This window comes from Mesorhizobium sp. WSM4829 (assembly GCF_055811475.1).
Genome location: NZ_JBVVQJ010000036.1, coordinates 1 through 12201, shown reverse-complemented (window position 1 = coordinate 12201; position 12201 = coordinate 1). Strand labels below are relative to the sequence as shown.

Annotated in this window: 14 protein-coding genes, 1 tRNA gene and 1 pseudogene; 12 read left to right on the top strand and 4 right to left on the bottom strand. The window is 63.1% G+C overall.

The genetic code is table 11. The features are described 5' to 3' along the window. Positions 1-45: 45 nt before the first annotated feature. A complete protein-coding gene (locus AC0L17_RS26965; RefSeq protein WP_473518031.1) occupies positions 46-255 on the top strand; it encodes a hypothetical protein in 210 nt (69 codons plus the stop codon). Positions 256-278: 23 nt separating this feature from the next. Here AC0L17_RS26965 and AC0L17_RS26960 read toward each other — a convergent pair whose 3' ends face one another. Then, a complete protein-coding gene (locus AC0L17_RS26960) occupies positions 279-821 on the bottom strand; it encodes a hypothetical protein (RefSeq protein ID WP_473518030.1) in 543 nt (180 codons plus the stop codon). A gap of 47 nt (positions 822-868) precedes the next feature. Here AC0L17_RS26960 and AC0L17_RS26955 point away from each other — a divergent pair, with 47 nt between their 5' ends. The 3 genes and pseudogenes from AC0L17_RS26955 (at position 869) to AC0L17_RS26945 (ending at position 2189) form a co-directional block, all read left to right on the top strand. Beyond that, positions 869-1033 (top strand): hypothetical protein, encoded by a 165-nt coding sequence (locus AC0L17_RS26955; RefSeq protein ID WP_473518029.1) that lies wholly within the window; start codon positions 869-871, stop codon positions 1031-1033. Positions 1034-1546: 513 nt separating this feature from the next. Then, a pseudogene (locus tag AC0L17_RS26950) lies at positions 1547-2103 on the top strand (recombinase family protein). Further along, positions 2100-2189: a hypothetical protein gene (locus AC0L17_RS26945; RefSeq protein WP_473518028.1), complete on the top strand. Its 90-nt coding sequence runs from the start codon at positions 2100-2102 to the stop codon at positions 2187-2189. The pseudogene AC0L17_RS26950 and the gene AC0L17_RS26945 overlap by 4 nt, the downstream one beginning before the upstream one ends. Positions 2190-2205: 16 nt before the next feature. Here the strand turns inward: AC0L17_RS26945 and AC0L17_RS26940 are convergent, their stop codons facing one another. Both AC0L17_RS26940 and AC0L17_RS26935 read right to left on the bottom strand, forming a co-directional pair. Continuing rightward, positions 2206-2874 carry a hypothetical protein gene (locus AC0L17_RS26940; RefSeq protein ID WP_473518027.1) on the bottom strand — a complete coding sequence of 223 codons (669 nt, stop codon included), beginning with the start codon at positions 2872-2874 and terminating at the stop codon, positions 2206-2208. A gap of 463 nt (positions 2875-3337) precedes the next feature. Next, a tRNA-Ser gene (locus AC0L17_RS26935) sits at positions 3338-3427 on the bottom strand. Positions 3428-3742: 315 nt separating this feature from the next. On the opposite strand from AC0L17_RS26935, the gene AC0L17_RS26930 reads away from it, so the two are divergent. The 3 genes from AC0L17_RS26930 (at position 3743) to AC0L17_RS26920 (ending at position 5487) form a co-directional block, all read left to right on the top strand. Continuing rightward, positions 3743-4414 carry a 50S ribosomal protein L21 gene (locus AC0L17_RS26930; RefSeq protein ID WP_473518026.1) on the top strand — a complete coding sequence of 224 codons (672 nt, stop codon included), beginning with the start codon at positions 3743-3745 and terminating at the stop codon, positions 4412-4414. A 99-nt stretch (positions 4415-4513) separates the two neighbouring features. Beyond that, complete coding sequence (gene rpmA, locus AC0L17_RS26925) at positions 4514-4783, top strand: 50S ribosomal protein L27 (protein WP_023678077.1); 270 nt, start codon at positions 4514-4516, stop codon at positions 4781-4783. Between the two features lie 116 nt (positions 4784-4899). After that, a complete protein-coding gene (locus AC0L17_RS26920) occupies positions 4900-5487 on the top strand; it encodes a GNAT family N-acetyltransferase (protein WP_473518025.1) in 588 nt (195 codons plus the stop codon). A 185-nt stretch (positions 5488-5672) separates the two neighbouring features. Here AC0L17_RS26920 and AC0L17_RS26915 read toward each other — a convergent pair whose 3' ends face one another. Then, positions 5673-6542 carry an endonuclease/exonuclease/phosphatase family protein gene (locus tag AC0L17_RS26915; protein WP_473518024.1) on the bottom strand — a complete coding sequence of 290 codons (870 nt, stop codon included), beginning with the start codon at positions 6540-6542 and terminating at the stop codon, positions 5673-5675. A 147-nt stretch (positions 6543-6689) separates the two neighbouring features. Between AC0L17_RS26915 and obgE the strand changes: the two genes are divergently transcribed. The 5 genes from obgE to AC0L17_RS26890 form a co-directional block, all read left to right on the top strand. After that, positions 6690-7718 (top strand): GTPase ObgE, encoded by a 1029-nt coding sequence (gene obgE / locus AC0L17_RS26910; protein ID WP_473518023.1) that lies wholly within the window; start codon positions 6690-6692, stop codon positions 7716-7718. A 2-nt stretch (positions 7719-7720) separates the two neighbouring features. After that, positions 7721-8935: a glutamate 5-kinase gene (gene proB, locus AC0L17_RS26905; protein WP_473518022.1), complete on the top strand. Its 1215-nt coding sequence runs from the start codon at positions 7721-7723 to the stop codon at positions 8933-8935. 3 nt (positions 8936-8938) lie between these two features. Further along, positions 8939-10225: a glutamate-5-semialdehyde dehydrogenase gene (locus AC0L17_RS26900; RefSeq protein ID WP_473518021.1), complete on the top strand. Its 1287-nt coding sequence runs from the start codon at positions 8939-8941 to the stop codon at positions 10223-10225. Positions 10226-10475: 250 nt separating this feature from the next. Beyond that, complete coding sequence (locus AC0L17_RS26895; RefSeq protein ID WP_128181656.1) at positions 10476-11063, top strand: nicotinate-nucleotide adenylyltransferase; 588 nt, start codon at positions 10476-10478, stop codon at positions 11061-11063. Positions 11064-11470: 407 nt separating this feature from the next. Further along, positions 11471-12201: MFS transporter (locus AC0L17_RS26890; RefSeq protein ID WP_473518020.1), on the top strand; the 731-nt coding region annotated here is incomplete at its 3' end.

Here is a 12201-nt window from a genome sequence, read left to right as displayed (position 1 = left end):
ATCGCCTTCGTAGGATCGAGGGAGCCCTCCGGTTTCCGCGCGTTGATGCTGACTGACACGCTCGATGCTTCAACCGACATGGCGGCCGCATTTAGCGCCGCCTCCAGTCTGCTGGCGCCGCTGGTCGACGAGGCGCGGGCATTCGTCTACGCTCGCAACGCTGCGACCCTGTCTTTCGAGGTGACCATTGGCAGCGAAGTGCTTGCTAGGTCCGACGACAAAGATGAGGTCATCCTGGCCGCGATGGCAGGCTAAATGAACGGGCTTGCGCAGAGCTATTAGTTGCACTCTGAAAGGCGGAGCATATTGAGCCCGTCGATTTCCAACACGTAGCTTTGCCCGACGACGCGCCCGTTGAAGTCGAATGTGTGATATCGGCAATTCTCAGGAAGCGAGCCGACCATCTTTCTCACTGTGAAATAGCCCGAGTAGGACGCCGGCCCGATCACCGGAATGCCAGTCAATCCCGGCAACTGCACATAGTCGACCCTCAACGCGTTCGTGCGCGTGTCTCCCGTAAGGATTGAATTGAGGGTGGCGGTGTGGCTCCCGACATTGAAGTCGGCGAACGATGCCATCATCGAAGAGGCGAGTAGGGCAACGAAGGCGAGGGCTCCCAGGACGATCGGGAACGTCCAGACGGCCACTCCGGAGCCCTCCGGCTTCGGTCTGGCGACGAAAACCCACGGGACGGCCACAAGTGGCGAAAGAAGTACGGCGATCCCAAGAAAAAAACCGGCACTAAGCCCCTTCCGGATTGCGGCGGCTCGCACAAGCACAATGCCGACCAGCCAGCCCGCGACCGCGAATTCCGTGCCCATGATGTTCCCCCGTCCCCAGTGGCTGATATTCCCATGAACCGATGGGAATGCAAGATCACAGGAAACTTGCCCTGGCTTTTTTATTGGGCGTTCAAGAAACGGGCGGCGGCGACTGCGTAGACGAGCAAAGCATGACGCAATCCGGCTCAATGCTGGAGCCGGAGTTCACCGTGCGGTTTACCTTCGTTCGTCGACAACAATCGGGAAGCTGATCGGGGACGAATGCGCGTCTCCCGGCCGATATCGGGTTGGTAAATGTACCGTCGGAAGAAAATTCACCGGAATAGGTTTTAATTCGAATTTTCTCGGCCGGCCACGCCAGCAGAAAAGCCTATGTTTTCAGAGACATAGATGCACGTGGGCGGCAGAAGCATAGGGGAGTTTCCACAGTGAAAAGGGGCATGTGGTACAATAATACCACAAATCCCTCGATCGCTCGTCGACTAGCCCTTTGTGGTTAGCCTTCCTTGCGGTATTCTCATATCGGGCTCGGGGCAGAGATGGGTTTTATCGGTTTCCTACTTTTCAGCTTGGCGAGCATCGCTCCGATCATCGCAGCAATATGGGCCGTCTGGACCGCCCGGAGCGAACCTTCACGAATTTTAGAAATGAACGATGAGCTTCTTCCGGGGCGCGCCGAACCTTCCGGACATTTGTAATATCCGCCGCTAGACTCCCCTTGAAGCCATCGGACAGGGGCACGGCAATGAAGCAATACGTGGTCTATACGCGAGTCAGCACGGAGGAGCAGAGGCCGCAGCGGGCTAGGCCTGGAGGCCCAGGAGCGTGACATCGGCATCTACCTGGAGAACTTCTCCGAGGTGCCCTGGGAGGTCATAGGGCGCTTCCAGGACGTGCTCTCAGGCGGCAGCGACGACAGGCCAGAGTTGGCGGAGGCCATCAAGATGGTGCGGGCCACAGGGGCAGAGCTTCTGGTGGCCAAGCTGGACCGCCTAAGCCGCGACGTGGCCTTCATCGCCACCCGCATCAAAGACAAGAAGGTCCGCCTCAGGGTGGCCCAGATGCCGAACGCCGACCCTTCCAGCTTCACCTCTACGCGGCCCTGGCGGAGCAGGAGCGCAACTTCATCTCGGAACGAACCAAGGCGGCCCTCAAGGCGGCCAAGGACCGGGGCGTCAAGTTGGGCGGCCTCAGGGACAAGACCATGAAGCGCAACGAGGCGATACAGAGAAAGGCGAAGGCCGAAGCGGAGAAGGCCATGCGGATCATCGGCCCATTGGGAGCGCCGGCCAGACCCTCACCGCCATCGCGGAGACCATGAACGACATGGGGGCAAAGACCTCGCGTGGAGGCAAGTGGTCCGCGACCCAGGTGATGAGGGTGTTGGACAGGGCCAGAGTATCCTAGTGGGTAGCCTCTTTCGTTAAGTGGTTCCTATCCCCGCCTTCAATGCAGCTACGAACCTGGTGGAGAACTCCTCCGCATTCACAAACAGCCCAGCGTCGTGCCAAGTGTCCGGGGACTCACTGGTGCGCACAGCGGCCAGCACGGGACCTCGCGGCGTTCCGTATCCGAAACCTCCATTGAAGATTTTGCTGGACTTGCCTTCGGGGTGCTCGATCAGATGATTCCTTGCATTGCGAACGCCGGGGGCATCCAAGGACTTCAACCCAGGCAGGTATGATGCCGCCTTCATCGCTCGTGCCGCAACCCAGTAGAAAGTCTCAGAGTGAAGTTCCACAAGGTCCATCAACTCAACTTGGCGGCGCATATACGGTTTCAGTGCCTCTACTCGGGCATTGAGCGGAGCCCAGGGATCACTAGCTCCCTCTACAAGGCTGACGGCGGTATCGGCAACCTGCTCTATTCCCCTGCTCTCCGCCAACACGGCATTCAGCAGTTCTACAACAAGCCGAGCTTGCCGTAGCCGCTTGCCGACATCGACGCCTTGCTCGTTCAAGTGGCCTTGGTGGGCCTTATCCATCCACCGATAGTACTCATCGAACTCAGCAAGCAGCTGATCAAGACCCGCAATCACTCCCTTTCCGGCCTTCTCCTCCTCCGTTCGATAAATTGCACCATTGTTAGGCATCGCCCTTAAACTTCCTCTCGGCCACGGCTAGTTCCACGCAGCACACCATATCCCGCGCCCTACCTGAGGGCCACGCAGCCACGCGCATACGTGCCGCAACGCAAGACCACGCCCCGTCCACCGGTCTTGCATCAATAGGGGGTCTTTAAATAGGGCTGCGTAGGTCCGGACAAACGTATCCGCAGCGAGGGTCGAGACCGATATAAGCGCCACCAGCAAGGCCAACGCACTGTTGCTTACCTCGAAGTATCTACGGAGCCCCTTGGTACGATCCGCAATGCTTGCACTTTGCAGCCGCCACTGGGATCAGCTCAGCACAAACCACGCACTGCTTGGCATTGTCCAATCTGATGCCTTGGGTGAGGTGAGCCCGGAGAGTTGGTACACAGCCGTGGGACACAACGGATTGATGCGGACCAGCTAAGCTGCTGAACGAATGGAGATATTTGCTCTCAGGAAACTATGGCGGAGAGGGAGGGATTCGAACCCCCGATGGGCTTGCACCCATGCCGCATTTCGAGTGCGGTGCATTCGACCACTCTGCCACCTCTCCGCGGTCATGGTCCGCCGCTGCCGGCGCGGCGCACTAGATAACGGCTGGATGGACAGGTTACAAGGGCCAATCTGCCTGATATCAGGCTTCTCTCCGGGGCTCGTTCTTCGACACCTCCGCCGCCTGTGCCAACGGCACCGTCTTGCTTTCAGCCGTTTGCCTTGACTCGCGCTGCACCTTCGGCTAGGGACGGCGCGCAATCGGCGTGGAGGGCTCTTCCGCGCCGCTTGCTTTTTGAACCCGCAGACTGACAAAAAGACGGCCGAACCGCCTGAAGCGGTTCGTCAAGGCCGACCGAACAGCGAAAGGCAAAAAATGTTCGCAGTCATCAAAACGGGCGGCAAGCAGTATCGCGTCGCCGCCAACGATCTCCTGAAGATCGAAAAAGTCGAAGGCCAGGTCGGCGACATCGTCGAGATCGGCCACGTGCTCGCGCATGGCGAGGGCGAGAATGTCACGTTCGGCGCGCCGTTCGTCGACGGCGCCTTGGTCACCGCCGAAGTCATCGAACAGGGCAAGAACCGCACCGTCATCGCTTTCAAGAAGCGCCGCCGGCAGAATTCGCGCCGCAAGATCGGCCATCGCCAGTTGTTGACCACCGTGCGGATCGCCGAGATCCTGCTGGGCGGCGCCAAGCCGACGAAGAAGGCCGCGGCCAAGGCCGAGGCGAAGTCCGAGGCGAAGGCTGAAGCTGCGCCGAAGACCGAAGCGAAGCCAGAGGCTGCGCCGAAGAAGGAAGCCAAGGCAACTGAAACCGCCGCCGCGCCGTTGTTCAAAGCGCCGAAGGGCGAGCCGGACGATCTGACCGTGATCAAGGGCATCGGCCCGGTTGCGGCCGGCCAGTTGAACGAGCAGGGCATCACTACCTTCGCCCAGATCGCCAAGCTGTCGGACAAGGATATCGCCAAGATCGACGAGCATATGCCGTTCAGCGCCGACCAGATCACGGACTGGCGCGAGCAGGCCAAGGAATTGGCGAAGAAGTAAAGCGGGCCGGCGCGATCGTCGCCGGTTCGGACTTGAAACGGAACGCGAACGCGTTCATAAGACCCTTTAAGCGCCTAGCGGCGCATCGGAGTTAGTTAGATGGCACACAAGAAAGCTGGCGGTTCGTCGCGCAATGGTCGCGACTCCCATTCCAAGCGGCTCGGCGTGAAAAAATTCGGCGGCGAAGCCGTGATTCCGGGCAACATCATTATTCGTCAGCGCGGCACGACGTGGCATCCCGGCACCAATGTCGGCATTGGCACGGATCACACGCTGTTTGCGCTCGAAGCTGGCGCAGTCACCTTCAATAAAAAAGCCAATGGCCGAACCTACGTATCGGTGAACCCGATGACCAAGGCCGCGGAGTAGCCGGTTCCGCACGAGAACACCGGCACCCATCTCGGGAACCGGTGTCTGGCCAAGCCAGGAAATGGATCAGGGGAGATGGGTTTCCATCTCCCCTTTTTCTTGCCTGGAGGACTGACATGGTTGCCGAAGCGGATGACACAGACGGTGAAAGTTACGCGATAGATTGCCCGGTCCTGGTGACCGAGCGGCTGGTGCTGCGGGCACCGCGCGGAAGCGATATCGAACAACTGGTGGTGCTCGCCGACAACCGCCACGTCGCCGAAATGCTGGCCCGCATGCCGCACCCCTATGGCGAGGCCGAGGCACGCGCCTTCCTCGCGATGACGGCATCGCGCCGGGCCGGCATTGCCTATGCCTTGACCTTGGCCGGCACCGAAACCTTCGTCGGCTGCGCCGGCCTCAACACCACCGATCGCGGGCTGGAGCTCGGCTACTGGATCGGCGAGCCATACTGGAAGCGCGGCTATGCGACGGAGGCCGCGCATGCGCTGGTCGACCTCGCCTTCCAGAGGACGTCGATCCAGGTGCTGCATGCCTCGACGCGGGTGATCAATCCGGCCTCGCGCCGGGTCATCCACAAATGCGGCTTCCAATATGCCGGCCAGGGTATGCTGAACTCGATCGTCGCCGGCCAGGTGCCGGTCGAGCGCTACCGTCTCGATCGCAAGACCTGGACCAGCCTGCGGAACTGGGTGCATTTCTAGAGACCGTTTGGAAACTCTACTCTGGCGGCCATCTGATCGCGTTTTCTGCGCTTCCGGTGCTCAGGGACCCAAATGTCCGCTGCGCTCCGGTTCTCGAAACCACCACCATATGACTCACCAGAGCGAATTTCGAAACGGTCTCTGAGGCGTGGCTTGGCGCGAAGGATCGCGGACCAAACTCAAGGTCAGCCCAATTCGACCCAGACCGGCAAGTGGTCCGAACCGACTGCCTGCCGGTCGACCCACAGGCGCTTCAGCGATTTGGCCAGCGAGGCGCTGGTGAAGACATAGTCGATGCGCTTGTGGCGGCTGGCGTCGCCAGGCCGCTTGGGGTCGACCCAGGTGACGAGATCGGCGCCTGCGGCGGCAAGGCGCAGGGCGGCATCGACGGCAAGATCCGCGGTTACCGGCATGCCGAATTCGTGATCCAGGCGGCCGGCGAATTCGACATGTTCCGGCGATCCGGCCAGCATGTTGAAGTCGCCCATGACAACGAAGCCTTCGGGACAAGGCAGGTCGGGCAGGCCGACCTCGGCGACGCCCGACAGCGCGCCGCCCTCGATCGCATAGTTCAACAGGCGCCGGCGCAGAAACCGGATCTGGCTGGCGCGTTCGACCGGGCTGCGATGGTCGAGATGGGTGGAATAGAAGCGGATAAAACCAAGCGGCGTCTCGATCAGCGCCTCCAGCGCGCCGCGCTGGAAATTCATCACTTCAAAACTGCGGCTGCGCGGCAAGAGGAGATTGCGCGACAGATGAACGGGGGTTTTCGACAGCACCATGTTGCCGAGCTGGAAGGTGGTGGTGATGGCACGGCCGTTTTCCAGACGCGAGCCGACATTGGCCTCGAAATTACTGCCGTAGACGGAAAAGTATTCGGGCAGGGCGTCGCCGAGCTCGGCCACCATGTCGCGGCCGCCATTGTTGGGGTTGTTGCGCGAGACCTCCTGCAGCGCGATCACGTCGGCGCCGCGCACGGCATCGGCAATGCGGCCGACATCGTAGCGTCCGTCAAGACCGACGCCGTAGTGGATGTTGTAGGTTACAAGCTGCATTGCGACTCCGGCGATGTTCAGACTCGGGCCATGTTCAGACTCGGGCCATGTTGATAAACAGCCTCGCCCTTCGCCCCGCCTTGGTTTAGAGCAGTGCCAAACGTTAGAGCAATGCCGCAAGGCCGTTAGCAGAAACTCAGCAATACGATGAAATTTCTCGATCAAGCCAAGGTCTATGTCCGCTCCGGCGATGGTGGCGCCGGATCGGTGTCGTTCCGGCGCGAAAAGTTCATCGAATTCGGCGGTCCCGACGGCGGCGACGGCGGTCGCGGCGGCGACGTCTGGGTGGAGGCGGTCGATGGGCTGAACACGCTGATCGATTATCGCTACCAGCAGCATTTCAAGGCCAAGACCGGCACGCACGGCATGGGCCGCAACATGACCGGCGCCAAGGGCGCCGACGTGACGCTGAAAGTGCCGGCGGGCACGCAGGTCTTTGCCGAGGACAACGACACGCTGATCTGCGACCTGACCGTCGTCGGCCAGCGTTTCCTGCTGGCCAAGGGCGGCAATGGCGGCTTCGGCAACCAGCATTTCAAGACCTCGACCAACCAGGCGCCGCGCCGCGCCAATCCGGGTCAGCCGGGCGAAGAGCTTAACATCTGGCTCCGGCTCAAGCTGATCGCCGATGCCGGCCTGGTCGGCCTGCCCAATGCCGGCAAGTCGACTTTTCTGGCCGCCGTCACCGCAGCCAAGCCGAAGATCGCCGACTATCCCTTCACCACGCTGCATCCGGGCCTCGGTGTGGCCCGTATCGACGGGCGCGAGTTCGTCATCGCCGATGTTCCCGGCCTGATCGAAGGCGCGCATGAAGGCGTCGGCATCGGCGACCGATTCCTCGGACATGTCGAACGAACGCGGGTCCTCCTGCACCTCGTCTCGGCGCAGGAAGAGAATCCGGGGAAGGCCTACAAGACCGTGCGCGCCGAACTCGACGCCTATGGCCATGGGCTGGTCGAGAAGGTCGAGATCGTCGCACTTTCCCAGGTCGACACGCTCGATGCCGACGCGCGCAAGAAGAAGGTCGCTTCGCTGAAACGCGCCGCCGGCCGCGCGCCGATGCTTTTGTCCGCCGTCACCAGCGAAGGCGTCGAAGCCGTTCTGCGCGCGCTGATGACGGTCGTCGCCGAGGCGCGCGAAGCTGTCGCCGCTCCGGTCGAGACGCGCTGGAGATAGCGATGGCCGCGCAGTCGCTGAAAAAATACCGGCGCATCACCGTCAAGATCGGGTCGGCGCTGCTTGTCGACCGCACGGCGGGGCTGAAGCGCGACTGGCTGGCCTCGCTTGCTGACGACATTTCAGTGCTGGCCGAGAATGGCGCCGAGATCCTCGTCGTGTCGTCCGGCGCCATCGCGCTTGGCCGCACCATTTTAGGCCTCGGCAAGCGGGCGCTGAAGCTCGAGGAAAGCCAGGCGGCGGCGGCGGTCGGGCAGATTGCGCTGGCCGGCGCCTGGTCGGATGCGCTCGGCAAGGGCGGCCTGAAATCGGGCCAGATCCTGCTGACGCTCGGCGACACCGAAGAGCGCCGCCGTTATCTCAATGCGCGCGCGACGATCTCGACGCTGCTCAAGATGAAGGCGGTGCCGGTCATCAACGAAAACGATACGGTGGCGACCTCCGAAATCCGCTATGGCGACAATGACCGGCTGGCGGCGCGGGTGGCGACGATGATGGGCGCGGACCTTTTGGTGCTGCTCTCCGACATTGACGGGCTCTACACGGCGCCGCCGGCGCGAGACCAGCATGCCAGGTTCGTCGCTGTCGTCGACCGCATCACGCCTGACATCGAGGCGATGGCGGGTGCGGCCGCTTCGGAGTTTTCACGCGGCGGCATGCGCACCAAGCTCGACGCCGGCAAGATCGCCACCGCCGCCGGCACTGCCATGATCATCACATCAGGCACGCGGCTGTCGCCGCTGCTGGCGATCGAGCGTGGCGAGCGGGCGACGTTCTTCCGGCCGAGCGCCAATCCGGTCAAGGGCTACAAGACATGGATCGCCGGGCAGCTCGAACCGGCAGGCCGGCTGACAGTCGATGCCGGCGCCATCGGCGCGCTCAAGTCGGGCAAATCGCTGCTCCCGGCCGGCGTCAAGCTGGTCAGCGGCAATTTCTCGCGCGGCGACACGGTGGCGATCCTGTCGCCCGAAGGCCGCGAGATCGCGCGCGGATTGGTTGCCTACGATGCCGCCGATGCCGTAAGGATCGCTGGCTTGAAAACAGCCGAGATCGAAACGGTGCTCGGCTATGAAGCGCGATCGGCGATGATCCACCGCGACGACCTTGTGGTGAGCCATTCCGGTGACCAAGTACGGGCCAGTGACCAAGTAGTGGCCGGCGACCAAGTACAGGCCGCTGACCAAGCGGTCGGTGACGAGGTGCATAGCGGAGGATGAGCCATGCTGAAGCTGCATGAAAAATCCCGGGACGATACGGTGGCGCTGATGGCCGATATCGGCCGCCGCGCCCGCGCCGCCGCCCGACCGCTGGCCGTCGCCACAGCCGAGCGCAAGCACGCCGCGTTGATCGGTATGGCGCAGGCGATCCTTCGCCACGAGCAGGATGTTCTCGACGCCAACGCCATCGACATCAAAAATGGCGAGCAGTCGGGGCTTTCGGCTTCTTTCATGGACCGGCTGAAGCTTGATCCCGGCCGCATCCGTGCCATGGCCGACGGCATCAGTGAAATCGCCGGGCTGCGCGATCCGGTCGGCGATGTCATTGCCGCATGGGAGCGGCCGAACGGCCTGCATATCGAGCGCGTGCGCACGCCGCTCGGCGTTGTCGGCGTCATCTACGAAAGCCGGCCGAACGTGACCGCCGATGCCGGCGCGCTGTGTCTCAAGGCCGGCAATCCGGTGATCCTGCGCGGCGGCTCGGATTCACTCAACTCCTCGGCGGCGATCCATGCCTGCCTGGTCGAAGGGCTGAAAGCGGCCAAGCTGCCGCAGGATGCCATCCAGCTGGTGCCGACCGCCGACCGCGCCGCCGTCGGCGAGATGCTGAAAGGGCTTTCCGGCAATATCGACGTCATCATTCCGCGCGGCGGCAAGAACCTGGTCGAACGTGTCCAGAACGAGGCGCGGGTGCCGGTCTTCGCGCATCTCGAAGGCATCTGTCATCTCTACATCGACCGCTCGGCTGATCTCGACATGGCGGCCAGGATCGCGGTCAACGCCAAGATGCGGCGCACCGGCGTCTGCGGCGCGGCCGAGACGCTGCTGGTCGACCGCGCTGTTGCTGCCACTCATCTGGTGCCGATCCTCGGGGCGTTGCGCGACGCCGGGTGCGAAATCCACGCCGATGCCGAGGTGCTGAAAGTGTTTGCCGACGCTAAAGCGGCGACCGACACCGACTGGGTGAGCGAATATCTCGATGCCATCATCGCGGTAAAGCTGGTCGATGGCGTTGCCGGCGCCATCGAGCACATCGAGACTTTTTCCTCGCACCACACCGAGGCGATCGTCGCCGAGGATGCGGACGCCGTCGAACGGTTCTTCAACGAGATCGATTCGGCGATCCTTCTGCACAATGCCTCGACGCAATTTGCGGATGGCGGCGAATTCGGCATGGGCGCCGAGATCGGCATCGCCACCGGCAAGATGCATGCGCGCGGCCCGGTCGGTGTCGAGCAACTGACCTCGTTCAAGTACCGCGTGCGCGGGACGGGACAGGTGAGGCCTTGAGCTTATTCGCGGTTAGAGCCTGAGAGGCGTGCGCCCAGCCACCCCCCTCTGCCCTGCCGGGCATCTCCCCCGCAAGGGGGGAGATTGGCGGCTTTATCCCTGGCGCCCTTACTGCCACGCCCAAGGTTGGCGAAAGTATATGCGACATCCGATCTCCCCCCTTGCGGGGGAGATGTCCGGCAGGACAGAGGGGGGTGCCTGACACATGCTTTCGCAGTCCGAACAGCTCGTTCCCTCCCACTATCTAAAAATGCCGCATGCCGAAAAGGGCCTGGCCGTCGGACTGTTCGGCGGCTCGTTCAATCCTGCCCATGCCGGCCATGCGCTGGTCGCCGAGATCGCGCTCAGGCGCCTGGCGCTCGATCAGTTGTGGTGGATGGTGACGCCGGGCAATCCGCTCAAGAGCGCGCGGGAACTGGCGCCGCTGGCCGAGCGGCTAAGCCTGTCCGAGCAGATTGCCCGGAACCCGAAGGTCAAGGTCACCGCCTTCGAGGCGAGCCATTATGTCCGCTTCACCGCCGACACGCTGGCCCTGGTCAAGGCGCGCAACCCGGGCGTCGACTTCGTCTGGATCATGGGCGCCGATTCGCTACGCGATTTTCATCGCTGGCAGCGCTGGCGTCAGATCGTGATGACGTTTCCGATCGCGGTGATCGATCGCCCTGGCGCGACGCTGTCGTTCCTGTCGTCGGTTGTCGCCAAGACCTTCGACTACGCGCGTGTCGACGAGGGCGACGCGCCGCGGCTCGCCCGCATGAAGGCGCCGGCCTGGACCTTCATCCACGGCCCACGCTCGTCGCTGTCGTCGACCGCGATCCGCAAGATGGCGCAGGGATAGGAGTCTTTTTCTCCTTCTCCCCTTGTGGGAGAAGGTGGCCGAGCGAAGCTCGGTCGGATGAGGGGTGCTGGCAGGATCACTACCCTGAAGAACTAAGCGATTGAAAGCTCTATCTTTCTACGCTTCATTTATTTCTTCCAGCACCCCTGCCATGAAAGTAACTTCAAACTCTGTTTCATTTCAATCGGATAGCGACTTGGGCCAAGGGCTCGATTTTAAAACCGATATACCAGAGAAAGTGGCCCGCGCACCTTTCATCTACGATGGCGCCCGGCGCCGGGCGATGTGTCGCATCCGTCCCGGCGCTACGCGCCGATCCACCTTCTCCCACAAGGGGAGAAGGCAAGTCGGGCGATGTCGCATTTGCGGCTGCCTTTCCCCGGTTCCGTGAGCGATCCTGCGCGGGCATGGCGATTCTCGAGCGAAACCAGACCAGACGCGACCCGGCACAGGGCAGCCCGCCGGCCCCGGCGATCGCCATCGCCAGCGTCGTCCTGTCTATGGCGCTGGTAGCGGTCGGCAACGGACTGATGTTCGCCTATATCCCGGTCCGGCTCGGCGCCGAGGGCTTCGATCCGACCTGGGCCGGGCTGATCGTCACCGGCCTCTCGGCCGGCGGCCTGGCAGGCTGCATCCTGACCGGTCCGCTGGTACGGCGCGTCGGCCATGCGCGCGCATTCATGGTGCTGTCGGCGTTGATCGTGCTGTCGAACGCCGCCGTCGGGGCCGGACCGCACCCGCTGTCGTGGATCGCGGCACGCGCGCTCTACGGCTTTGCCATATGCGGCCTGTTCATCGTTGCGCAAAGCTGGCTGAACGACGTCATCGCCAACGCCATACGCGGCAGGGTCATGGCCTTCTTCTACGTCGCCTATGTCGCTGGGCTCGGTGTCGGCTACTCCACACTGGCGCTGATCGACATAAGGGCTGCGGACGCACCGCTGGTCGGCATCGCCTTCACCGCGCTGTCGATCCTCCCCGTCGGGTTGACGCGGCTCGCCCAGCCGCCGCCCCCCCCCGCGGGGGGGGGGGGGGGGGGGGGGGGGGGGGGGGGTTGGGGCGGGGGGGGGGGGGGGGGGGGGGGGGGGGGGGGGGGGGGGGGGGGGGGGGGGGGGGCGCGGGGGGGGGGGGGGGGGGG